This is a genomic window from Leclercia sp. UBA5958 (assembly GCF_002430365.1).
GTDB lineage: Bacteria > Pseudomonadota > Gammaproteobacteria > Enterobacterales > Enterobacteriaceae > Enterobacter > Enterobacter pneumoniae.
This window is the reverse complement of the sequence record NZ_DJCE01000008.1, coordinates 302,166-326,598: the sequence shown is the minus strand read 5'-3', so window position 1 is coordinate 326,598 and position 24,433 is coordinate 302,166. Positions and strand designations below refer to the sequence as shown.

22 protein-coding genes are annotated in these 24,433 nt (G+C 56.8%); all 22 read left to right on the top strand.

Annotated features, from left to right (window positions below; translation table 11 throughout):
- The first annotated feature begins 57 nt into the window (after positions 1 to 57).
- The 22 genes from motA (at position 58) to B2Q93_RS14565 (ending at position 24,429) form a co-directional block, all read left to right on the top strand.
- Positions 58 to 945, top strand: a complete 888-nt coding sequence (gene motA, locus B2Q93_RS14670) for a flagellar motor stator protein MotA (RefSeq protein WP_040075080.1) — start codon at positions 58 to 60, stop codon at positions 943 to 945.
- Complete coding sequence (gene motB, locus B2Q93_RS14665; protein WP_046885083.1) at positions 942 to 1,871, top strand: flagellar motor protein MotB; 930 nt, start codon at positions 942 to 944, stop codon at positions 1,869 to 1,871. The genes motA and motB overlap by 4 nt, the downstream gene beginning before the upstream one ends.
- Positions 1,872 to 1,875: 4 nt before the next feature.
- Entirely contained in the window at positions 1,876 to 3,894 is a 2,019-nt protein-coding gene (gene cheA / locus B2Q93_RS14660; protein ID WP_286933607.1) for a chemotaxis protein CheA, read from the top strand.
- A 21-nt stretch (positions 3,895 to 3,915) separates the two neighbouring features.
- Positions 3,916 to 4,419 carry a chemotaxis protein CheW gene (cheW, locus tag B2Q93_RS14655; protein WP_040075083.1) on the top strand — a complete coding sequence of 168 codons (504 nt, stop codon included), beginning with the start codon at positions 3,916 to 3,918 and terminating at the stop codon, positions 4,417 to 4,419.
- Between the two features lie 454 nt (positions 4,420 to 4,873).
- Positions 4,874 to 5,443 carry a Csu type fimbrial protein gene (locus B2Q93_RS14650; protein WP_286933606.1) on the top strand — a complete coding sequence of 190 codons (570 nt, stop codon included), beginning with the start codon at positions 4,874 to 4,876 and terminating at the stop codon, positions 5,441 to 5,443.
- 11 nt (positions 5,444 to 5,454) lie between these two features.
- A complete protein-coding gene (locus tag B2Q93_RS14645; protein WP_286933605.1) occupies positions 5,455 to 6,003 on the top strand; it encodes a Csu type fimbrial protein in 549 nt (182 codons plus the stop codon).
- A gap of 15 nt (positions 6,004 to 6,018) precedes the next feature.
- On the top strand, positions 6,019 to 6,777 hold the full coding sequence (locus B2Q93_RS14640; RefSeq protein WP_040075086.1) for a fimbrial biogenesis chaperone: 759 nt from the start codon (positions 6,019 to 6,021) through the stop codon (positions 6,775 to 6,777).
- Positions 6,753 to 9,134: a fimbria/pilus outer membrane usher protein gene (locus tag B2Q93_RS14635; RefSeq protein ID WP_286782492.1), complete on the top strand. Its 2,382-nt coding sequence runs from the start codon at positions 6,753 to 6,755 to the stop codon at positions 9,132 to 9,134. The genes B2Q93_RS14640 and B2Q93_RS14635 overlap by 25 nt, the downstream gene beginning before the upstream one ends.
- Positions 9,131 to 10,096 carry a Csu type fimbrial protein gene (locus tag B2Q93_RS14630; RefSeq protein WP_286933604.1) on the top strand — a complete coding sequence of 322 codons (966 nt, stop codon included), beginning with the start codon at positions 9,131 to 9,133 and terminating at the stop codon, positions 10,094 to 10,096. The genes B2Q93_RS14635 and B2Q93_RS14630 overlap by 4 nt, the downstream gene beginning before the upstream one ends.
- An 83-nt stretch (positions 10,097 to 10,179) precedes the next feature.
- A complete protein-coding gene (tar, locus tag B2Q93_RS14625) occupies positions 10,180 to 11,847 on the top strand; it encodes a methyl-accepting chemotaxis protein II (RefSeq protein WP_286933603.1) in 1,668 nt (555 codons plus the stop codon).
- 44 nt (positions 11,848 to 11,891) lie between these two features.
- Positions 11,892 to 13,493: a methyl-accepting chemotaxis protein IV gene (tap, locus tag B2Q93_RS14620; protein WP_046885089.1), complete on the top strand. Its 1,602-nt coding sequence runs from the start codon at positions 11,892 to 11,894 to the stop codon at positions 13,491 to 13,493.
- Positions 13,494 to 13,512: 19 nt separating this feature from the next.
- On the top strand, positions 13,513 to 14,379 hold the full coding sequence (cheR, locus tag B2Q93_RS14615; protein WP_040075093.1) for a protein-glutamate O-methyltransferase CheR: 867 nt from the start codon (positions 13,513 to 13,515) through the stop codon (positions 14,377 to 14,379).
- Complete coding sequence (locus B2Q93_RS14610) at positions 14,376 to 15,425, top strand: protein-glutamate methylesterase/protein-glutamine glutaminase (protein ID WP_040075094.1); 1,050 nt, start codon at positions 14,376 to 14,378, stop codon at positions 15,423 to 15,425. Before cheR ends, B2Q93_RS14610 begins: the two co-directional genes overlap by 4 nt.
- Before the next feature lie 16 nt (positions 15,426 to 15,441).
- On the top strand, positions 15,442 to 15,831 hold the full coding sequence (gene cheY / locus B2Q93_RS14605; protein WP_046885090.1) for a chemotaxis response regulator CheY: 390 nt from the start codon (positions 15,442 to 15,444) through the stop codon (positions 15,829 to 15,831).
- A 10-nt stretch (positions 15,832 to 15,841) separates the two neighbouring features.
- Positions 15,842 to 16,486, top strand: a complete 645-nt coding sequence (gene cheZ / locus B2Q93_RS14600) for a protein phosphatase CheZ (RefSeq protein ID WP_040075096.1) — start codon at positions 15,842 to 15,844, stop codon at positions 16,484 to 16,486.
- Positions 16,487 to 16,631: 145 nt separating this feature from the next.
- The gene (flhB, locus tag B2Q93_RS14595) at positions 16,632 to 17,780 is read left to right on the top strand and encodes a flagellar biosynthesis protein FlhB (protein ID WP_207291976.1); all 1,149 of its coding nucleotides are present in this window, start codon (positions 16,632 to 16,634) and stop codon (positions 17,778 to 17,780) included.
- A complete protein-coding gene (gene flhA / locus B2Q93_RS14590) occupies positions 17,773 to 19,851 on the top strand; it encodes a flagellar biosynthesis protein FlhA (RefSeq protein WP_046885092.1) in 2,079 nt (692 codons plus the stop codon). Before flhB ends, flhA begins: the two co-directional genes overlap by 8 nt.
- Positions 19,851 to 20,243: a flagellar protein FlhE gene (flhE, locus tag B2Q93_RS14585; RefSeq protein WP_046885093.1), complete on the top strand. Its 393-nt coding sequence runs from the start codon at positions 19,851 to 19,853 to the stop codon at positions 20,241 to 20,243. Before flhA ends, flhE begins: the two co-directional genes overlap by 1 nt.
- A 243-nt stretch (positions 20,244 to 20,486) precedes the next feature.
- Positions 20,487 to 20,876, top strand: a complete 390-nt coding sequence (locus B2Q93_RS14580) for a hypothetical protein (RefSeq protein WP_154298793.1) — start codon at positions 20,487 to 20,489, stop codon at positions 20,874 to 20,876.
- A gap of 37 nt (positions 20,877 to 20,913) precedes the next feature.
- Positions 20,914 to 21,444, top strand: a complete 531-nt coding sequence (locus B2Q93_RS14575; protein ID WP_046885095.1) for a DUF805 domain-containing protein — start codon at positions 20,914 to 20,916, stop codon at positions 21,442 to 21,444.
- A gap of 257 nt (positions 21,445 to 21,701) precedes the next feature.
- Positions 21,702 to 23,279, top strand: coding sequence for an MFS transporter (locus tag B2Q93_RS14570; protein ID WP_046885096.1), 1,578 nt, complete (start codon positions 21,702 to 21,704; stop codon positions 23,277 to 23,279).
- A gap of 10 nt (positions 23,280 to 23,289) precedes the next feature.
- Entirely contained in the window at positions 23,290 to 24,429 is a 1,140-nt protein-coding gene (locus tag B2Q93_RS14565; RefSeq protein ID WP_286933602.1) for a glycoside hydrolase family 88/105 protein, read from the top strand.
- The last annotated feature ends 4 nt before the right edge of the window (positions 24,430 to 24,433 follow it).

The following is a 24,433-nucleotide window of genomic DNA, read 5'->3' as shown; positions in this document are numbered from 1 at the left end:
TGGCTAAACCTCCCGAGCTGCGCATCCTGCGAAAGTCACTAGCGGAAGGATGATGTCGTGCTTATCTTATTAGGTTACCTGGTTGTTCTCGGTACAGTTTTCGGCGGTTACATGATGACCGGCGGGCACCTTGGGGCACTCTATCAACCGGCCGAGCTGATCATTATCGGCGGCGCAGGGGTGGGGGCCTTTATCGTTGGTAACAACGGTAAAGCGATCAAGGGGACGCTGAAGGCGTTACCTTTGCTGTTCCGTCGTTCTAAATACACCAAAAGTATGTACATGGACTTGCTGGCACTGCTGTATCGCCTGATGGCGAAGTCGCGTCAGCAGGGGATGTTCTCGCTTGAACGGGATATCGAAAACCCGAAAGAGAGCGAAATCTTCGCGAGCTATCCACGTATTATCGCGGATACCGTCATGCTCGATTTCATCGTTGACTACCTGCGTCTGATCATCAGCGGCAACATGAACACCTTCGAGATCGAAGCCCTGATGGACGAAGAGATCGAAACCCATGAAAGCGAATCCGAAGTGCCGGCGAATAGCCTGGCATTGGTGGGGGATTCCCTACCGGCGTTCGGGATCGTGGCCGCGGTAATGGGGGTGGTACACGCCCTGGCTTCGGCGGATCGTCCCGCGGCAGAGCTGGGGGCGCTGATTGCCCACGCCATGGTGGGTACCTTCCTCGGGATCCTGCTGGCGTACGGTTTTATCTCGCCGCTGGCTTCCGTGCTGCGTCAGAAGAGCGCCGAAACCACCAAGATGATGCAGTGCGTCAAGATCACGCTGCTCTCCAACCTTAACGGCTATGCCCCGCCAATTGCAGTGGAATTTGGGCGTAAGACCCTCTACTCCAGCGAGCGTCCGTCGTTTATCGAACTGGAAGAACACGTGCGTGCGGTGAAAAACCCCAACCAACAGACGACCACTGAGGACGCATGAAAAACCAGTCCCATCCCATCGTCATAGTTAAAAAACGCAAACACAAAAGCCATGGGCACGGTTCCCATGGCTCGTGGAAAATCGCGTATGCGGACTTTATGACCGCGATGATGGCGTTTTTCCTTGTGATGTGGCTGATTTCAATCTCCAGCCCGAAAGAGCTGATCCAGATTGCCGAATACTTCCGTACCCCGCTGGCGACGGCGGTGACCGGTGGGCAGCGTATCTCCAATAGCGATAGCCCGATTCCTGGCGGGGGCGATGACTACACCCAGTCCAAGGGCGAAGTGAAACGCGAACCGAACATCGACGAGCTGAAAAAACGCATGGAGCGCAGTCGCCTGCAAAAACTGCGCGGCGATCTCGACCAGTTGATCGAGGCGGATCCGAAACTGCGTGCGCTGCGTCCGCATTTGAAGATCGATCTGGTGCAGGAAGGGCTGCGTATTCAAATCATCGACAGCCAGAATCGCCCGATGTTTAAAACCGGCAGCGCCGAAGTGGAGCCCTACATGCGCGATATTCTGCGCGGGATCGCCCCGGTGCTGAACGGGATCCCGAACCGAATTAGCCTCTCCGGCCACACCGATGACTTCCCGTATGCCAACGGTGAAAAAGGGTATAGCAACTGGGAGCTCTCTGCGGATCGCGCTAACGCCTCCCGCCGCGAATTAGTGATAGGTGGCCTGGACGATGGCAAAGTGCTGCGGGTTGTCGGCATGGCCGCAACCATGCGCATGAGCGATCGCGGCCCGGATGATGCCATTAACCGTCGTATTAGTCTTTTAGTGCTCAACAACCAGGCGGAGCAGGCCATCCTGCATGAAAACGCCGAGAGTCAGAGTGAGTCACTGGATGATTTGAAACAGCCTGGCGCCTTGCCTTCGGCTGCCGTTCCAACATCGCCACCAGCCAATCCGAGGTGATAGCGTGAGCATGGATATTAGCGATTTTTACCAGACGTTTTTTGATGAAGCCGACGAACTGTTGGCTGATATGGAGCAACACCTGCTGGACCTGGTGCCCGAAGCACCGGACTCTGAGCAGCTCAACGCCATCTTTCGTGCCGCGCACTCTATAAAAGGAGGCGCCGGAACCTTTGGGTTCACCATTCTGCAGGAGACGACCCATTTAATGGAGAACCTGCTGGATGAAGCGCGGCGCGGTGAGATGCAGCTCAATACCGATATTATCAACCTGTTTTTGGAAACCAAAGATATTATGCAGGAACAGCTCGACGCCTATAAAAGCTCGCAAGAGCCGGATGCCGCCAGCTTTGAATATATCTGCAACGCTCTGCGCCAGTTAGCGCTGGAAGCCAAAGGCGAAGCGGCGGTACCTGCCGTTGCGCCGGCGAAACTGAGCGTTGTAGAGACCGCCCCTGCCGCGGCACCAGCCCAGGACGATCGTCTGCGTATCGTGCTGTCTGGTCTGAAAGAGAGCGAAGTTAACCTTCTCGAAGAAGAGCTGAGCAACCTCGCTACGCTGAGCGACGTGGTGAAAGGGAAAGATACCCTTGCCGCAACCCTGAATGGCGACATCGGAAAAGATGATGTTGTGGCGGTGCTCTGCTTCGTGATTGAACCGGATCAGATTAGCTTTGAAACGCCAGCTGCCGTCGAGCCAGCCGCCGTTGAGGTGGTCGCGGTTGCCGAAACCCCGGCTGCACCGGCCGTCGTTCCTGCCGCACCGGCAGTAAAAGCCGCGCCTCGCGAAGCGGCCGCGCCAAACCGCGCGGAAAAACCGGCGGCGCGCTCCAGTGAATCGACCAGCATCCGCGTGGCGGTTGAAAAGGTCGATCAGCTGATCAACCTGGTGGGCGAGCTGGTGATTACCCAGTCAATGTTGGCCCAGCGCTCGAACGAGCTGGATCCGGTCAACCACGGTGACCTGATCACCAGCATGGGCCAGCTGCAACGCAACGCCCGTGACCTGCAAGAATCGGTTATGTCGATCCGTATGATGCCGATGGAATACGTCTTCAGCCGCTTCCCGCGTCTGGTGCGTGACCTTGCGGGCAAGCTGAATAAGCAGATTGAGCTGACTCTGATGGGCAGTTCCACCGAGCTGGATAAGAGCCTGATCGAGCGCATTATCGATCCGTTAACTCACCTGGTGCGTAACAGCCTCGACCACGGGATCGAGCTGCCGGAAACCCGCGTGAACGCAGGCAAATCACCGGTCGGGAATCTGATTCTCTCTGCGGAACACCAGGGCGGAAACATCTGCATCGAAGTGACCGATGACGGGGCAGGCCTTAACCGCGAGCGTATTCTGGCGAAGGCGATCTCCCAGGGGATGGCAGTCAGTGAAAACATGACCGACGAAGAAGTGGGCATGCTGATCTTCGCCCCTGGCTTCTCCACCGCCGAGCAGGTGACCGACGTCTCTGGCCGCGGTGTGGGCATGGACGTGGTGAAACGTAACATCCAGGAGATGGGCGGCCACGTTGAGATTCAGTCTAAGCAGGGCTCCGGTACCACTATTCGTATCCTGCTGCCGCTGACCCTGGCGATCCTCGACGGTATGTCGGTGAAAGTGGCAGGCGAAGTGTTCATTCTGCCGTTGAACGCAGTAATGGAATCACTGCAGCCGCGCGAAGAAGATCTGCATCCGCTGGCGGGTGGCGAGCGCGTACTGGAAGTGCGTGGCGAGTACCTGCCGCTGGTGGAACTGTGGAAAGTGTTCGATGTGGCAGGGGCCAAAACCGAGGCGACGCAGGGGATTGTGGTCATTCTGCAGAGCGCGGGTCGTCGTTATGCGCTGCTGGTCGATCAGCTGATTGGCCAGCACCAGGTCGTGGTGAAGAACCTGGAAAGCAACTACCGCAAAGTGCCTGGAATTTCAGCCGCCACCATCCTTGGGGATGGCAGCGTGGCGCTGATCGTCGATGTTTCGGCGCTTCAGGGTTTAAATCGTGAACAACGTGTGGCGTACACAGCCGCCTGATACTGTTAAGAAGGTAATAACATGACCGGTATGAGTAATGTAACCAAGCTGGCCGGCGAGCCGTCAGGGCAGGAATTCCTGGTATTCACTTTAGGTGACGAAGAATACGGTATCGATATTCTGAAAGTGCAGGAGATCCGTGGCTATGATCAGGTCACTCGCATTGCTAACACGCCTGAATTCATTAAAGGCGTAACCAACCTGCGTGGCGTCATCGTGCCGATCGTCGATCTGCGCGTGAAGTTTAGCCAGGGCGACGTGGATTATGACGATAACACCGTCGTGATCGTACTGAATCTCGGTCAGCGTGTGGTGGGCATTGTGGTGGATGGCGTCTCTGATGTCCTCTCCCTGACTGCCGATCAGATTCGCCCGGCACCAGAATTCGCGGTGACGCTGTCAACCGAGTACCTGACCGGTTTGGGTGCGCTGGGTGAGCGGATGCTGATTCTGGTGAACATCGAGAAGTTACTGAACAGCGATGAGATGGCACTGCTGGACATTGCCGCGACGCACGTAGCCTGATGTGTAACGGGAGGGGAATCCCTCCCGTTTTTTTATCCCCTTTTCTGCTTTTTCCTCGTAAAAAAAACGCTTCTGCAAAATATATTTCGAATAAATAGCCCGCCTATTATTTAGCTATCCTTAACTGTTTATTATAAGAATTTAAATATAACCCCTTCAGGCTATTTATCCTGAAAGCTTTCAGCGCCCTGAATTGCGAACATGATCATAAATTAAATCGCTAAAACGCTAAAAAACAGCGATTCAGGAAAAGTAAAATTACCTTAAGTTGTTGTTTTTGATGCGCATTAAAAATTAATACCCGTTTTTTCCGATAGAGTGCAATAAAAGTGGCTGATTGTCGTTCCGTAAACTAAATTCATTTTAGTGACTCATAAATAACAATAATGAGTCAGCACCAATTATGCGTTAGCCAAATAGACAACGGCTGATAACATTTTCTGGAGGGTGGAAAATGAACATGAAACTTCTCACGATATTCACAGGTTCATTGTTGGCGTTAAGTGCCGGTTCGGCGCAGGCGGTAACCAGCAGCGGGACGATTGGCGCAACCCTGACGTTGACCAACGGATGCTTGATCAACGGATCGCCAACGCAAAACGGCATTAACTTCGGTACTCTGGACTTCGGTACTCACCCGGCGACTTTCTCCACCCTGACTACCCAGCTTACCGGGGCCAGCGGCGGCAATACCTTTACTATCCAGTGCACCACCGACAGTTATACGGTCGCCATTACCGGCAACACCAACTCCACGGCCCCTGGTACGGTAGTGGGTACGCCAGGGACCCCAACGCGCTATCTGGTGAATACGGCCAATGCCGCACAGGGCGTGGCTTATAGTCTGTTTAGCGACAGCGGGTACAACAACATCATTGCCAATAACGCACCGCTTCCGATTGCATCCACCGCTGGGGGCGTAAACAGCTATACGCTGTATGGCCGAATTACCGGTGGTGGCAACAGCGTGACGGTTGTTCCCGGCACCTATACCGATACCATCAACGTTAGCGTCACCTATTAAGCTGTCCTGCAATGCGCGTAGAGAGTGCATCGCTCCGGCCACGGGGTAAGGGGAAGCTGCGCACATTTTTCTGCCTAAGCCTGGCGCTGCTGGTGGCACAGAGCGCCCAGGCGATCACCACCCAGCAGTTCAGGGTTAACGCCACCATCACTCCCGGATGCTCGGTGATGGCAGGCACGGGCAGTGTGTTAGGGACGCTCAACTTTGGTACCCGCTCCGGGGTGGAGAGCGGCCAGGTCAGCACCAGTTTTGTCCCTAACGGCGCGCTCAGCATTGCCTGTACACCCGGCGTGGCGCTGAGCATGACTATCGACGGTGGCCAGTATTACACCTCGGTACGGAATATGCAGCGCAGCGGAGGGACTCAGCGCGTGGCGTACCGCCTCTACAGCAGCAGTTCGCTTGGGGCCAACAGTGAAATCGGCGTAAACCAGGCCATTCCGGTGGCCTATACCAATAGCAATAACATTGCCTTGCCACTTTTTGGCGTGGCGCTTCTGACCGGCTTTAGCCCGGCAGGAAACTATTCAGATCAACTCACCGTGACCTTGTCATGGTGAATAGGGAGAAGGACGATGAGGATATTTGCATCCGGCAGGGCGCTGGCGTTAGCCATGGCGCTGGGCATCACGGCAGGCACGGCGCACGGCGCGGCAACCATTCTACTCTGGCCAATCGATCCCTGGCTCTCTGCGGATACCAAAGCGACCGAGCTGTGGGTGCAGAATCAGGGAAACAGCGCCACCACCATGCAGGTGCGCATTGTGCGCTGGCGGCAGGAGAATGGCCTTGAGCGCTACACCGCGCAGCAGGATGTGGTTGCCAGCCCTCCTATCGTCACCATCGCGAAAGGCAGTAAACAGCTGATTCGTCTGATTAAACAAGGTGATGTGCCGGTGGGCGTCGAGCAGGCCTACCGGATTATTGTCGATGAAATTCCCCAGCCTCAGGACAACGCGACGCCGCAAATGGGCCTGAAACTGCAGATGCGTTACTCCATTCCGCTGTTTGTTTATGGACAGGGGATCCCGACCATTAAAGAGGGTGAGCATCACGCTCTGGTCGATACCAATGCCCTGAGCTGGCGAGTGGTTCGCGACAATGGACAACCGGCGCTACAGGTGCGTAACCGCAGCGACGTGCATGTTCGCTTAAGCAAGGTCACCCTTTCGCAGGGCGGGCAGCAACGAACTATCGCGGATGGTTTGCTCGGCTATGTTTTACCGGGTAGCGAACGCAGCTGGCCGTTGCCTGCCGGGATTGGCCAGCCGGGACAGATGAGTGCGGAAATTAATGCCCGGGATACGCGATGGCAGTCGGCCCCCGTCAACTGAAACCGACCATGATGATGCTGCTTTGTCTGTCGACCGCGAGCTGGGCAGAAACCGGCGATGACGCTTTACCGCCGCCACCCGCACCGCAGTCGTTAAATGACGAAGCCGTGTTTCAACTGGGGTTGATCGTTAACCATTACGACACCGGACAGGTAGTGCCTGTGAGCCAGCGTAACGGTGAGTTCTGGATCTCCAGCGCCGATCTGCTGCGCGCCGGACTACCGCCGGAAAAAGTGCCGCCAGGCGAGGTCAATCTGGCGCAGCTAACCGGCGTCAGAACCGAATATGATAGCGCCGGCCAGCGTCTATTGCTGAGCGTGCCGCGAGACTGGATCTCTGCCAGGGTTACCCCCTTCGGCGGCACGCCTGCCCAGAGCAAACCGCGTTACGGCAGAGGGGCGCTGCTGAACTATGACTTCTACTCCAGCAAAACCGAGCACGCGGGTGGGCAAGCCTCTCTCTGGCATGAATTCCGCTATTTTGACGACCGGGGTTCATTATCCTCGACCGGTTATTACCGGCAAAACTTCTCTGGCGGTGGCCAGCAGGAGGGGTATGTGCGCTACGACACGACGCTGCTGGTGACCAATGAAGATGACGCCATCACCTGGAGCGCCGGGGATGTGATCAGCGATGCCCTGAGCTGGAGCAGCAGCGTGCGCATGGGCGGTATCAGCTACGGCCGTGACTTCTCGCTGCGCCCGGATCTGGTGACCTGGCCACTGCCGGAATTTTCCGGCGAGGCGGCGGTGCCAACGTCGGTGGATCTCTTTGTGAATGGCTACCGGGCTGGCTCCACCCGCTTACAGCCGGGCCCCTTCACCCTGACCAACCTTCCTTATATCAACGGCGCGGGTGATGCGGTTCTGGTCACCACCGATGCGCTTGGTCGCCAGGTAAGCACCACACTTCCGTTTTACGTCACCAGCGAACTGCTCAAAGAGGGGCTGAGCGACGGGGCGATAACCCTCGGGAGCCTGCGACGCAACTACGGGATTGAAAATTTCGACTACGGCCCGGCGGCGGGCAGCGGATCCTACCGCTATGGTTTGACCGACTGGCTCACTCTTGAAGGACACGTTGAGGGGGCGGAGGAGCTGGCTCTTGGCGGGGCAGGCACGGTGGTTAAACTGGGTCGCTTTGGGGTAGTGAATACCGCCTTGTCTCACAGCCGGATGCGCGGCGACGACGGGGAGCAGATCAACTGGGGTTATCAGTACAGTACCAGCGCATTCAGTCTTGCTACCCAGCACAGCCGCCGCGATCGCGGCTTTGGTAACCTGGCGCTGTACGATCAGCCTACGATTTATGACGAATACAACCAGCCTATTGCCAGTCTCAGCCGCAATACGGATCAATACTCCGTGAGCGTTAACCTCGGCGATTACGGCAACATCGGTGCGGCATGGATTGGCGTAGAGAGTTTTGATAGCCAGAAAACCGAGCTGCTTAACCTCTCCTGGAGCCGCAATCTCTGGGGCAGCAGCAGTATCTATCTGGCCGCCAGCCGGGATCAGCAGCGCGGCGACTGGACCGTGGCCATGTCGTTGCAAATTCCGCTTGGCGAGCGCGACAGTGCTGCGGTAACCCTGGAGAATACGCCGGATTCGGGCAGTACCCAGCGTCTCAACTACAACCATTCGATGCCGACCGACGGCGGCTTTAGCTGGAACATGGCGCTGGCGCGGCAGTCCCGCTCCAGCAACTATCAGCAGGCGTCGCTGGGCTGGCGCAATAACAATATTGAAGTGCAGGGCGGCGGTTACGGCGAACGTGACATGATGACCTGGTGGGGCGAAGCGTTAGGTTCGGTGGTGCTGATGGATGGCGAACTCTTTGCCGCCAATAAGATCAACGACGCCTTCGTGGTCATCAGCACCGACGGGCAGCCGGACGTGCCGGTCAGCTATGAAAACCAGCCGGTCGGAAAAACGAACAGGAATGGCTATCTGCTGGTTAGCGGCGTCTCGGCCTATTATCCCGCCAGCTACAGCATTAACACTCTCGATCTGCCAGCCGATACCCGGCTGAAAGAGACCGAACGCCGGGTCGCCCTGCGCCGTAACAGCGGTTATCTGGTTGATTTTCCGATGGAGCAGGAGCGGGTCGCCAGCGTGATTCTGCACGATGGGGAAGGGCATGCTATTCCGTTGGGCAGTCAGGTTCGACGGGCGTCGCACTCTAACGCTACCGTGGGGTATGACGGTATCGCCTGGCTCGAGGATCTGAACGACGTCAATCCGCTAGAGGTGCGCACCCCGGAAGGCAAAACCTGCAAGGTCACCCTCACACTGGCCGCCAACCCGGATCATAAGCTGCAAACATACGGTCCACTCACCTGCAGGCTGACGCCATGAAACGCCTGCTACTGCTCTTTGTGCTGCTGATGCTCTCCGGCGCCAGCTGGGGAGCCTGTACTGCCAGCACCCTGAACGCCAACTTTGGCAGCGTGACCTCTTTTGCGCTGAGCGGTAGCAATGAAGTGCAGACCACCGGCACGCTGGTCGTGAACTGCGATGCAATACTGAATTTGCTGACCAACGACTCCATCACCTTAACGTACACCGGGGCCACCATTGCCGCGTCGAATCGCGCGACCCTGAAACGCACCGATAATGCGGCAATCACCGACGTCATCCCTGTCCGGCTGTGCGGCGCCTCCGGGTGTAATACCGCTAACGAAGTGCAGATCGGCAGAACCTACACCTGGAGCGGCAACACGCTGCTGGGTCTGCTGGGCAGCCGGCAGTATAATATTCCGCTCTATTTTCGTACCCTGGCCGGGCAGAATGTCACCGCCGGACCCTATCGGGTCACCCTCAATTTCAGCATCTATTACAATGTCTGCTCGGTGGGGGCGGTCGGATTATGCCTTACGCCGCAAACCGGTACGGTCACCACCAGCATCGCGGTGGATATCAATGTCACCAACGACTGTAGCGCCATGACCACGCCGGATATCAACTTCAACAGTGCGCCGCTGGTGCAAAATTTCCCCACGGTCTCGCAGGCAATCTCTGTCTCCTGTACCAAGGGCAGCGTTTACACCATTGGCATTAACAATGGCGCTAACGCCCTTAACAACGTGCGGCAAATGGCCAGCGGCAGTAACCGCATGAGCTATGACATCTATAAAGACGCCACTGCCAACCGCTGGGGAAGCAGCGGTTCGGAGCGCTGGTCCAGCGGCACCTCCTCACAGGTCAGCGCCGATGGCCTGCTGCGTACCTATAATTACACCGCCAAAGTCCTGACGACCCAGGCCACCCCGCCCGCCGGTAGTTACACCGATACCCTGATTGTTGATGTCGCCTTCTAAGCCGCGCTTTTCCCTTTCGCAAATGTAAAGTTCCCGTCAGCTGTGCCGATAACACCGATAACCAATCCAGGAGAAGGTGTTGTATGTTGAACCGTATGCGCGTTGTCACAATGCTGATGTTAGTGCTGGTTGTCTTCGCACTTCTGCAGCTGATTTCCGGCGGTCTCTTTTTCTCATCGTTAAAGGAAAATCAGGAGAGCTTCGCCGCATCCAATGATTTACGCCTGCAACAAAGCGAGCTGACCACCACCTGGGATTTGATGCTGCAAACCCGCATCAACCTCAGCCGCTCCTCCGCCCGGATGATGATGGATCCTAATAACCAGCAGAGCAGTGCCAAAACGGAACTGCTGAAGAATGCGCGTACCACGCTGGATGAAGCCGGTAAACACTACGAGGCCTTTAAGGCTATCGCGCCGCTACCGACGATGGTCGATGCCAGCAACAATATTGAAGAGAAGTACCGCAACTATGCCGCCGCGCTGGCGGAGCTGATTCAGTTCCTCGAAAGCGGGAACATGGATGCCTACTTTGCCCAGCCGACGCAGGGGATGCAGAACGCGCTCGGCGCCGCGCTTGGCGACTACGCCAAAGCCAGCGCCGAACAGTATCACACCGCCTTTAGCGAAAGCGCCAATGACTACCAGTTTGCTAAATGGCAAATGGCATCGCTGGCACTGGCGCTGTTCATTGTGCTGGTCGGCGTCTGGTACGGTATTCGCCATATTCTGCTCAACCCGCTGGGGCGCGTCATTACCCACATCCGAGACATTGCCAGCGGCGATTTGACCCAGACGCTGGTGATTTCCGGGCGCAACGAGATCAGCGAGCTGGCCAGCAGCGTGGATCATATGCAGCGCTCCCTTAGCGAAACGGTAACCAACGTGCGTCACGGCTCTGATGCTATCTACGACGGCACCAGCGAAATCGCCATGGGTAACAATGACCTCTCCTCCCGTACCGAGCAGCAAGCTTCCGCGCTGGAGGAGACCGCTGCCAGCATGGAACAGCTGACCGCGACGGTAAAACAAAACGCCGACAATGCGCGCCAGGCCTCGCATCTGGCAGAAAGTGCGTCGGAAACTGCCCAGCGCGGCGGGAAAGTGGTAGATGGCGTGGTGAAAACCATGCACGAGATTGCCGATAGTTCGCGAAAAATCGCCGACATCATCAGCGTGATCGACGGTATTGCTTTCCAGACCAATATTTTAGCCCTCAACGCCGCGGTAGAAGCTGCCCGCGCCGGTGAGCAGGGACGTGGCTTCGCTGTAGTAGCAGGGGAGGTACGTAACCTCGCCAGCCGCAGCGCCAATGCCGCCAAAGAGATCAAAGCGTTAATCGAAGACTCCGTCTCGCGTGTGGATACCGGCTCGGTGCTGGTCGAGACCGCCGGCGAGACCATGAATGACATCGTGAATGCGGTGACCCGCGTAAACGACATCATGGGTGAAATCGCCTCGGCATCTGATGAACAGAGCCGGGGTATCGATCAGGTCGCTCTGGCGGTATCAGAGATGGATCGGGTAACACAACAAAACGCCGCGCTGGTGCAGGAGTCCGCTGCGGCGGCCGCTGCGCTGGAAGACCAGGCGAGTCGTCTGAAGATGGCCGTCTCGGCGTTTCGTCTTACTGCAGCACCTACAAAATTGGTTTCAGCCCGCAGAAACCCTGGTACGACGGCATCCGCCGCCGCGCCAGGCAGCTTGCGCGTGCCGACAGCCGGACAAGAAGAGAACTGGGAAACATTTTGACTGAACTTTAAACCGCGGCTGCTGGCCGCTGAATGGGAGCGTGGATGTTAAATCGTATTCGTATCTCGACCACACTGTTTTTGATTCTGATCCTTTGCGGTGTGTTGCAGGTTGGCAGTAACGGGTTGTCTTTTTGGGCGTTTCGCGATGGCTATCAGAATTTGCAGGAAGTCGAGACCAGCAATCAACAACGCTCCGCACTGGCGCAGACCCGCGCCGTGCTTTTACAGGCCAGCACCGCGCTCAACAAGGCGGGAACTTTAACCGCGCTGAGTTATCCGCCGGATGACATTAAAGCGCTGATGGTAACCGCGCGCGACAGCCTGAAGCAGGCTGACACGATGTTTAAGGCTTTTATCGCGCAGGATACCCTCAGTGAGCAGGGTAAAAAACTGCGTACAGACATGCAGAAAGGGTATGCCCAGTGGCACGGCGATCTGGAGCACCAGGCCACATGGCTTGAAAACAATCAGCTGTCGGACTTCCTCACCGCGCCGGTGCAGGAGTCGCAGGCGGCGTTTGATAAGAGTTTCAATGCCTGGCAGCTGGAGATTAACCACTTCGTCGAGAAGGCGGGGGCCGACAGCCGCACCAGTTATCACATGTCTGGTGTGATCTTCACCACCGTGGTGATTCTGGCCGCGCTGCTGACCAGCGCGGCGCTGTTCTGGTCGCGCAGGATGATCGTGCAGCCGCTGGCGATCATCAGCAGCCATTTCGACAGCATCGCCAAAGGCGATCTCGCCCGTCCGGTGGCGGTGTACGGTAAAAACGAAATATCGGCGATCTTTGCCAGCCTGAAGGCGATGCAGGGATCGTTACGGGAAACGGTGAGTAATGTGCGGCAGGGTAGCTATGCCATGCACACCGGGATTTCAGAGATCGCCGAAGGCAACAATGATCTCTCTTCCCGCACCGAGCAGCAGGCGGCCTCGCTGGCGCAGACGGCAGCCAGCATGGAACAGCTGACGGCGACCGTCAGCCAGAACGCCGACAACGCTCGCCAGGCATCTGGCCTGGCGCAGAGCGCTGCGCAGACGGCGAAAAAAGGGGGCGATCAAGCAACCCACGTGGCGCGCACCATGTCGGATATCGCCACCAGCTCGCAGAAAATTGGCGACATTATTAGCGTGATTGACGGTATCGCGTTCCAGACCAACATTCTGGCGCTGAACGCGGCGGTAGAAGCTGCCCGAGCCGGGGAGCAGGGACGGGGATTTGCCGTTGTCGCCGGTGAGGTACGTAATCTGGCCAGCCGGAGCGCCAACGCGGCAAAAGAGATCAAAGTGCTGATTGAAGAGTCGGTCTCCCGCGTTCAGCAGGGTTCCGAACTGGTAGACACCGCCGCGAAGACCATGACGGAGATCGTCAGCTCGGTGACGCGCGTGAACGACATTATGGGAGAGATTGCCTCCGCATCGGATGAGCAGCGCCGGGGAATTGAACAGGTTGCCCAGGCCGTAAGCCAGATGGATCAGGTAACGCAACAGAACGCCGCTCTTGTAGAAGAGGCGGCCGCCGCTACCGACCAGTTAGCCAACCAGGCGGATCACCTGACCTCGCTGGTGGCCGTTTTTAATGTAAGTGAGCAGGTCGTAAAAGTAACAGAAGTCGGACGGTCACAAGCCGTGCCAGTGGGATCCTGAAAGTGATAAAGAAGGCGCTATGACATCATCTCTGCCCTCAGGGCAATCGTCATTACTTATGCAGATGACACAGCGCCTCGCGCTGTCCGATGCGCATTTCCGTCGGATATGTCAGTTAATCTACCAGCGTGCCGGGATCGTGCTAGCCGATCACAAGCGCGACATGGTCTACAACCGGCTGGTTCGCCGGTTGCGGACCCTGGAACTGGACGATTTTGGCCGCTACCTGGGCATGCTCGAAGCAAACCCGAACAGCGCGGAGTGGCAAGCGTTTATCAACTCGCTGACCACCAACCTGACGGCATTTTTCCGCGAAGGCCATCACTTTCCGGTGCTGGCGGAGCATGCTCGTCGGCGTAGCGGAGAGTACCGGGTCTGGAGCGCGGCGGCCTCAACCGGAGAAGAGCCCTATTCACTGGCGATTACGCTGGCGGATACGCTCGGCACCGCGCCGGGGCGCTGGAAAGTGTTCGCCAGCGATATCGATACCGAAGTGCTGCAAAAGGCGCAAAGCGGTATTTATCGTCAGGATGAACTGAAAACGCTGTCGCCCCAGCAGCTACAGCGATACTTCATGCGCGGTACCGGCCCGCACGAGGGGCTGGTGCGGGTGCGTCAGGAGCTGGCCAACAACGTGGAGTTTACCCAGCTGAACCTGCTGGATAAGCAGTACAACGTGCCGGGACCCTTTGACGCAATTTTTTGCCGTAACGTTATGATCTATTTCGACAAAACGACGCAACAGGAGATTCTGCGTCGCTTTGTACCGTTGCTCAAGCCGGACGGATTACTGTTTGCCGGGCACTCGGAGAACTTCAGCAACCTCGTGCGTGAGTTTAGCCTGCGTGGGCAAACGGTATATGCGCTGAGTAAGGATAAAGCATGAGTAAAATCAGGGTCTTGTCAGTCGATGATTCGGCATTGATGCGCCAGATCATGACCGAAATTATCAACAGTCACAGTGACATGGAGATGGTGGCAACGGCTCCCGATCCGCTGGTCGCCCGGGATTTAATTAAAAAATACAATCCCGACGTGCTGACGCTGGATGTCGAAATGCCGCGGATGGACGGCATCGATTTCCTGGAAAAATTGATGCGTCTGCGCCCGATGCCGGTGGTGATGGTCTCCTCGCTCACGGGTAAGGGCTCTGAAATTACGCTGCGAGCCCTGGAGCTGGGGGCGGTGGATTTTGTCACCAAACCGCAGTTGGGCATCCGCGAAGGCATGCTGGCCTACAGCGAGATGATCGCGGAGAAGATCCGCACCGCCTCCCGGGCACAGATTGCGGCGCATAAGCCGATTGCCGCACCGGCGACCCTGAAAGCGGGGCCGCTGCTCAGCTCGGAAAAACTGCTGGTTATTGGCGCGTCAACCGGGGGAACAGAGGCAATTCGCCATGTACTCCAGCCATTGCCGCTCTCCAGCCCCGGTATTCTGATTACGCAGCATATGCCGCCGGGCTTCACCCGTTCTTTTGCTGAGCGTCTGAACAAACTGTGCCAGATCAGCGTGAAAGAGGCGGAAGATGGCGAGCGCGTGCTGCCGGGACATGCTTACATCGCGCCGGGCGATAAGCACATGGAGCTGGCGCGCAGTGGCGCAAACTATCAAATCAAAATTCATGACGGGCCGCCGGTTAACCGGCACCGTCCGTCGGTGGATGTGCTGTTTCATTCGGTGGCGAAACATGCGGGGCGCAACGCCGTTGGGGTGATCCTGACGGGGATGGGCAACGATGGTGCCGCCGGAATGCTTGCAATGCACCAGGCTGGCGCCTGGACGATTGCGCAGAATGAAGCAAGTTGTGTGGTGTTCGGCATGCCGCGCGAGGCCATCAATATGGGTGGCGTGAGCGAAGTGGTCGATCTTAGCCAGGTAAGCCAGCAGATGCTGGCAAAAATCAGTGCCGGACAGGCAATACGTATTTAAAGAGGAGTGTAGTTTTATGGCGGACAAAGAGCTCAGATTTTTGGTTGTGGATGACTTTTCCACCATGCGTCGCATCGTGCGCAACCTGTTGAAAGAGCTGGGCTTCAACAACGTTGAAGAAGCAGAAGACGGCGTAGATGCGCTGAACAAACTGCAGGCGGGCGGCTTCGGTTTTGTCATCTCTGACTGGAACATGCCTAACATGGACGGTCTGGAGCTGCTGAAAACCATTCGTGCCGACAGCAATATGTCTGCGCTGCCGGTGCTGATGGTGACCGCAGAAGCCAAGAAAGAGAACATTATTGCTGCCGCACAGGCGGGGGCAAGCGGATATGTGGTGAAACCGTTCACTGCTGCAACCCTGGAAGAGAAACTCGGCAAGATCTTCGAGAAACTCGGCATGTAAGGTGGTGAATATGATGCAGCCTGCAATTAAACCCGCTGAGGAGCATTCACCCAGCGAAATCATCGCCCGTATCGGTAGCCTGACGCGCATGCTGCGCGACAGCCTGCGCGAGTTGGGTTTGGATCAGGCGATTGCCGAAGCCGCGGAAGCGATTCCGGATGCGCGCGACCGTCTCGATTATGTGGTACAGATGACCGCTCAGGCGGCTGAACGTGCGCTGAACAGCGTTGAAGCGTCTCAGCCGCACCAGGACGAGATGGAGAAGGGCGCCAAAGACCTGACCAAACGCTGGGATGAGTGGTTCGAAGACCCGATTGAGCTCTCTGATGCGCGTGAGCTGGTGACGGACACCCGTCAGTATCTGAAAGCGGTGCCGGGTCATACCAGCTTCACTAACGCCCAGCTGCTGGACATCATGATGGCGCAGGATTTCCAGGACCTGACCGGTCAGGTTATCAAGCGAATGATGGATGTGATCCAGGAGATTGAGCGTCAGTTGCTGATGGTACTGCTGGAAAATATGCCAGAGCCTGCCGCCCGTCCGAAGCGTGAAAACGAAAGCCTGCTCAATGGCCCGCAGCTCGACACCACCAAAGCCGGTGTGGTTGCCAGCCAGGATCAGGTCGACGACCTGCTGGACAGCTTAGGTTTCTAATCTGAATCGCTCCGGTTTTGGCAACGAAACCGGAGCTTTTTTGCCTATATCCGAAAAACCTGCCCTTTTTGACCCTTACTCTGCCCATTAGCTTTGCAGGCGGCTGGCATGATATTGCCAAACTTCTACCTGCGGGACGCTTGCCGTGGCAGACGACAGCGACGACAAAACAGAAGCCCCCACACCCCACCGACTTGATAAAGCGCGTGAGGAAGGGCAAATACCCCGATCCAGAGAACTCACCTCCCTGCTCATTTTAGTGGTAGGCGTGTGCATTATCTGGTTTGGCGGGGAGTCTCTTGCCCGCAGGCTGGCAGGGATGCTTTCGGCCGGGCTGCGTTTTGACCACAGTATGGTTAACGACCCCAACCTGATCCTCGGGCAGATTATTCTGCTGATTAAAGGCGCTATGGTGGCGCTGTTGCCGCTGATTGTCGGCGTGGTTCTGGTGGCGCTTATCTCCCCGGTTCTGCTCGGCGGGTTGGTCTTTAGCGGTAAATCGCTGCAGCCTAAGTTTTCCAAGCTTAACCCGCTGCCCGGTATTAAACGCATGTTCTCCGCCCAGACCGGTGCCGAGTTGCTGAAAGCGATTCTGAAAGCAACGTTGATGGGCAGCGCCGCAGGCTTCTATCTGTGGCTGCACTGGCCTGACATGATGCGGCTGATCAGTGAATCGCCCGTCACCGCCATCTCGAATGCTCTCAACCTGGTTGGCTTGTGCGCTCTGCTGGTGGTGCTGTCGATCATTCCGATGGTGGGCTTTGACGTCATCTTCCAGATTTACAGCCACATCAAAAAACTGCGGATGTCCCGCCAGGATATCCGTGACGAATATAAGCAGATGGAAGGCGACCCGCACGTGAAGGGGCGTATCCGTCAAATGCAGCGCGCCGCTGCCCGACGCCGCATGATGGAGGATGTGCCAAAAGCGGACGTGATTGTCACCAACCCGACGCACTACTCCGTGGCCTTGCAGTACGACGAAAACAAAATGAGCGCGCCGAAGGTGGTGGCGAAAGGGGCGGGGCTTATCGCCCTGCGAATTCGTGAGATTGGTAGTGAAAATCGCGTGCCGATGCTGGAGGCGCCGCCGCTGGCGCGTGCCCTTTATCGCCACGCTGAAATTGGACAGCAGATCCCAGGTCAGCTCTATGCCGCGGTAGCGGAAGTGTTGGCGTGGGTTTGGCAGTTGAAGCGCTGGCGTCTGGCTGGCGGTCAACAACCTGTGAAACCGGTGAATTTGCCAGTGCCTGAAGCGCTGGATTTTTTGAACGAGAAGGACACTGATGGCTAATCTGGTGGCAATGTTGCGCCTGCCCGGCAACCTGAAATCGACGCAATGGCAAATCCTTGCCGGCCCGATTCTCATCCTGCTAATTCTGTCGATGATGGTACTGCCACTGCCGGCATTCATCCTCGATCTGCTTTTTACCTTTAACATTGCACTGTCCATTATGGTGCTGCTGGTGGCGATGTTCACCCAGCGCACGCTGGACTTTGCCGCGTTTCCAACCATTCTGCTGTTTACCACCTTGCTGCGCCTGGCGCTGAACGTGGCCTCAACCCGTATCATCCTGATGGATGGCCATACGGGGGCTGCGGCAGCGGGTAAAGTGGTGGAAGCCTTTGGCCACTTCCTGGTGGGCGGCAACTTCGCCATCGGCATCGTGGTGTTCGTAATCCTCGTTATCATCAACTTTATGGTTATTACCAAAGGTGCGGGACGTATCGCCGAAGTGGGCGCGCGTTTCGTGCTGGACGGAATGCCGGGCAAACAGATGGCGATCGACGCCGACCTGAACGCCGGGCTGATCGCCGAAGATGAAGCGAAAAAACGCCGTTCGGAAGTGACCCAGGAAGCGGACTTCTACGGCTCGATGGACGGGGCAAGTAAGTTCGTGCGTGGCGATGCCATCGCGGGGATCCTGATCATGGTGATCAACGTGGTGGGGGGCCTGCTGGTCGGGGTTCTGCAACACGGTATGGATATGGGACATGCCGCCGAAAGCTATACGCTGCTGACCATTGGTGACGGCCTGGTAGCACAGATCCCTGCGCTGGTTATCTCTACCGCCGCGGGCGTTATCGTTACCCGCGTGGCTACTGACCAGGATGTGGGTCAGCAGATGGTTGGCCAGCTGTTCAGCAACCCGAGCGTGATGTTGCTGAGCGCCGCGGTTCTGGGTCTGCTGGGTCTGGTACCTGGCATGCCTAACTTTGTCTTCCTGCTCTTCACCGGTGCGCTGTTGGGGCTGGCGTGGTGGCTGCGCGGACGTGAAACCAAACCGAAGGCGGAGCCTGCGCCGGTGAAAATGCCGGAGAACAGCCAGGCGGTTGAAGCGACCTGGAATGATGTTCAACTGGAAGACTCCCTGGGTATGGAGGTGGGTTACCGCCTTATCCCGATGGTTGATTTCCAGCAGGACGGTGAGCTGTTGGGGCGTATTCGCAGTATTCGTAAGAAGTTTGCCCAGGATATGGGCTTCCTGCCGCCGGTAGTGCATATCCGTGACAATATGGATCTGCCACCTGCTCGCTACCGTATCCTGATGAAAGGGGTTGAGATTGGCAGTGGTGATGCTTATCCGGGGCGCTGGCTGGCCATTAACCCAGGCACGGCGGCGGGGACGCTGCCAGGGGAGCAGACCACTGACCCGGCGTTTGGCCTGGCGGCAATCTGGATTGAGAGCGCCCTGAAAGAGCAGGCGCAAATTCAGGGATACACCGTGGTGGAAGCCAGTACCGTTGTGGCAACCCATCTTAACCACCTGATTGGCCAGTTCTCGGCCGAGCTGTTCGGCCGCCAGGAGGCGCAGCAGTTGCTTGACCGCGTCACCCAGGAGATGCCGAAGCTGACGGAAGATCTGGTGCCGGGTGTAGTGACCCTCACCACGCTGCATAAAGTGCTGCAGAATCTGCTTGAAGAGAAGGTGCCTATCCGCGATATGCGTACCATTCTTGAAACCCTGGCCGAGCACGCGCCGCTGCAAAGCGATCCGCATGAACTGACGGCGGTGGTGCGCGTGGCGCTGGGTCGCGCCATTACTCAACAATGGTTCCCGGGCAACGATGAGGTGCAGGTCATTGGCCTCGATACGCCGCTTGAACGCCTGTTGCTTCAGGCATTGCAGGGCGGCGGTGGCCTGGAGCCTGGGCTGGCAGATCGCCTGCTGGCTCAGTCACAAGAAGCGTTGCGTCGTCAGGAGATGCTGGGGGCACCGCCGGTGCTGCTGGTCAACCATGCGCTACGTCCACTGCTGTCGCGCTTCCTGCGTCGCAGCCTGCCGCAGCTGGTGGTTCTGTCGAATCTCGAACTGTCGGACAACCGTCATATTCGTATGACCGCCACCATTGGAGGCCAGTAATGCGCAAATTACTCTGGCTGTTGGTTTTACCTTTTATGGCGCAGGCGGCGGGTGAGGGGAGCTGGCAGGCCAGCAGTATCGGTCTGACCCTGAACAACCGGGGAGTGGCTGCCTCTTCCAGGCCACTGTCGGCCAGTGAGCCGGTCTCCGGTCTGATGACGCTGGTGGCCTGGCGCTATGAGCTCAATGGCCCGATTCCCGCAGGGCTGCGGGCGCGCCTCTGTTCGCAATCCCGTTGTACCGAGCTGGACGGACAGAGCGGCACCACCCATGCCTTCAATAACGTACCGGCTGCCGAGCCGCTGCGGTTTATCTGGGAAGTGCCGGGCGGTGGTCGCCTGATCCCGGCCCTGAAAATTCAGCGTAACGAAGTGATTGTCAACTACCGCTAATCCGCTGCTGCCGCTCCACTCAGGTGCGGCAGCGCTATTTCCCTCCGTCATGCTTCCCCGCCTGCCCCTGGTAATAATGCAATTAAGTAGATAATTGTCCCCCTGCGAATATACTGGCGATCTAAGGTTTCGGTATTTTATTTATCTAAATTCTGTTTTTGATAATTCACAAAAATAATTAGCACGACGAAAAGGGCACAGGGAATGCGGCATTTATATAAGGTCTCTCTGTTTTGGGGCGCAATGGATACGTTATATTGCGCAGGGTATTTGACGGAAAATCTTGTTCAGCAGCGCATCCCGCTGGTGGATGATGTGATGAGCTTCAGCGACCTCTATACGCAGCATGGGGGCGGTGGCTGGCTGATAGGGGGATTTATTCTCTCGTTCGTCACCACGCTCTCCATTGGGGTCTCTGCCGCCCTGTGGTTCTGCCGGCCGCATTACGCCCGCTGGCTGGCGCTGGGGCAAACGCCGTTGCGGCTGTTGATGGTTGTGCCATCGGTCTCTTTTTTACCCTGGGTTTTGAACGGCCTGAATATGCACAGCGTCACCCTTGCGTTCAGTCTGTTAATTGCTTCGGAGATCCTGAAGGTGGCCTCACTGTTATTAACCAAACGGCTAGAAACCTGAGCGCTCTCTTTTACTAACACACAAACAAGGAAGGAAAATGAATAAAACGGCGATGGAATGCTACACCGAAGGCTGGAAGAAAATAGGGGATTACCGGGGGCGTTCGACACGGCGTGCGTTCTGGTTATTTATATTCATCAATATTATTATTTTATTATTCATAGCGGTGCTGACCTATTTGGGCCTGACCCTGAGCGTGACGGACGAGACAGGCCGTGGCGGTATGTTGCTGGTGTGGGGCTGGTATGTCTTACTTCCGCTTGGCGGTCTTGCCCCGCTGGTGCTCTTGCCGCCGATCGTAGCCGCGGGGATCCGCCGGATGCACGATATCGGTAAATCAGGCTGGTGGTTCGGCGGGCTGCTTTTCGCGAAACTGGCTGGCTTGCCGCTGCTGATTACTCTGGCTTCGCGGCTCCTGCCTGTTAATGCCGTCAACCTGTGGGTTATCCCCATGGCGAGCTTAGCGGGGACCGTGATGTCCTGTGTTCTCCTCTGGCTATGCTGTAAACCGACGGTTCCTGGTAATGAACCCCGCCCTGATACCCGCCGCCCAGGCGCACTGCTCTGATCACTTTTTGCCCAGTCATCAGGCGAATCTGATGACTGGCTCGCAATTCTGACCCTCTCTTTTGAAGCAAAAGAAACACTGTTTTATAAATCAGTGACACGCGTAGTGAGTCTCTTTGCATTTTTGCCAGATGGTTTCCCCGGGTGGCAGAAACAGAAAGGTATCCCACTGGTGATACTCTTACTGTAGCCGTGTAATCACTCCCGTAAAGAATGTGGTTGTCAGGGAGTCTCCCAAAACTTACAGGGTTGACGGCAATGAAAACACGTAAAATTGGACTCACAAACTACCTGGCCTACGGATCAGGCGATTTTCTTGGGGCCGGCACCACCGCGCTGACGGCCGCATGGCTTTTATACTTCTACACCACCTTCTGTGGCCTTACCCCTATCGAAGCCACCTTTATTTTTGCCGCGGCAAGGGTGCTGGATGCGGTGGTGAGTCCGCTGATGGGCTTCCTGACCGATAACTTCGGCACCACCTGGCTTGGCAAACGCTTTGGCCGTCGCAAATTCTTTATTCTGCTGGGTATCCCGTGCGTCTTCAGCTACTCGCTGATGTGGGTCGGTGACATGAGCTTCTGGTACTACCTGCTCACCTATCTGGTGTTTGATATTGTCTACACCATGATTCTGGTGCCGTATGAGACGCTGGTACCGGAGATGACCGATGACTTCAAACAGAAGACCAAATTCTCTGGCGCCCGTATCTCTATGGCGCAGATGTCAGCGATTCTCGCCTCGTTCCTGCCAGGTGTCCTGCTGACCGCATTCGGCAAAGACAACCCGATCTCCTTCTTCTATGCAAGCCTGGTCTTCTCGGTGCTCTGCGCCCTGATGCTGACCTTCGTCTGGTTCTTCACCTGGGAACGACCGCGTGAAGAGTGGAGCGAAGCTGCCCTGCGCGCGGAAGAAGAGAAGAAGAGCCTGACCCTTAGCCAGAGCCTGAGCCGCCTGATCACCGAATTGAGCTCAACCCTGCGCATCAAGATCTTCCGCCAGCATCTGGGGATGTACCTTGGGGGGTATATCGCACAGGATGTGTTCAACGCCGTATTCACCTACTACGTCGTATTTGTGCTGATGCAGGAAGCCTCCATGGCCTCTAACCTGCTGGGCACAATGGCTATCTTCCAGTTCATCGCGGTTATCGCCATGATCCCGCTCTGCATCCGCTTCGGACCGGCACCTTCGTATCGCATGGTTGTTGTGCTCTTTGGTCTGGCCTCGCTCTCCTATGCGGGTCTCTACTATGCCGGCTTAAGCGACGTCTACTCTCTGCTGCTGCTGATCTCTGCGGTTGCGGGCCTGGGTCGCGGCGGGATCAACTATGTGCCATGGAATACCTATACCTACATCGCCGATGTGGATGAGGTCGTGACCGGCCAACGCCGCGAAGGGATCTTTGCTGGCATCATGACGCTGACCCGTAAAGCGTCCCAGGCGGGTGCGGTCATGCTGGTGGGGATTGTGATGCAGATGTCCGGCTTCGTCAGCGGCCAGAAAGTGCAGGCTGAAGGGGTGAGTCATACCATTCTGATGATCTTAAGCGTGGGGACCATTCTGGTGTTGATCTGCGGCTTCCTGGTCTCTCTGCGCTTCAAACTCAATCTGCAGACCCACAGTGTCCTGCGGGAAGAGACGGCAAAAATGCGTGAAAGTGGCAGGGCAATGCCTGAAGCGGCAACCCCGCAAGCGCGCGCCACCGTGGAAATGCTGGCCGGTATGCCTTACGAGTGTCTGTGGGGTAACAACAATATCGGTTATCTGAACCGCAACAAGCCCGCTGCGCCGTCTCTGAAACATCGTGCATCACTGAATTCGACATATAACTGAGGTTAAGAATATGAAGGTTTGGCCTGTCAAACATAGCCCATTACTGCGTCAGCCAGAGCGGTTTATCGCCCGGGATGAACTGAAGTCGCTGATTGAAAAGGTGACGCATAACCTGGTGAACATTCACGATAAGACCGGTGAGTTTTTACTGCGGCTGGACGACGGGCGCGTGATCGATACCAAAGGCTGGGCGGGGTGGGAGTGGACGCACGGCATTGGTCTCTACGGTATCTGGCAGTACTACTGCCAGACCGGTGATGAAGGGATGCGCGATATCATCGACAGCTGGTTCCGCGACCGCTTCAACGAAGGGGCCACCACCAAGAACGTCAATACGATGTCACCCTTTTTGACCCTGGCCTACCGGTATGAAGAGAGCCGCAATCCGGCCTGGTTGCCCTGGCTGGAGAGCTGGGCGGAGTGGGCGATGAACGAGATGCCGCGTACCGATCACGGTGGCATGCAGCACATCACGCTGGCGGAAGAGAACCATCAGCAGATGTGGGATGACACTCTGATGATGACCGTGCTGCCGCTGGCAAAAATCGGCAAGCTGCTCAATCATCCCGAGTATGTGGAAGAGGCGGTTTACCAGTTCCTGCTGCACGTACAGAACCTGATGGATCGGGAGACCGGCCTCTGGTTCCACGGCTGGAATTACGACGGCCAGCACAACTTTGCCAGGGCGCGCTGGGCGCGTGGAAATAGCTGGTTAACCATTGTGATCCCGGATTTCCTCGAGCTAGTGGATCTGCCGAAACAGAATGCGGTGCGCCGTTATCTGGTTCAGGTATTGAATGCGCAAATCGCTGCGCTGGCTAAATGCCAGGATGAGAGTGGCCTTTGGCACACGCTGCTCGACGATGCTGACTCCTATCTGGAAGCCTCTGCCACGGCAGGCTTTGCTTACGGGATCCTGAAGGCGGTGCGCAAAGGGTACGTCGGCGCAGAGTATGCCGGGGTGGCAGAAAAAGCGATTCGCGGCATTGTGAAAAACATTTCGCCGGAAGGGGAGCTGCTGCAAACCTCATTCGGTACAGGGATGGGCAGCGATCTGGAGTTCTATCGCCAGATACCGCTCACCTCCATGCCGTATGGTCAGGCCATGGCGATACTCTGTCTGACGGAGTATTTGCGAAAGTACTTCTGATAAG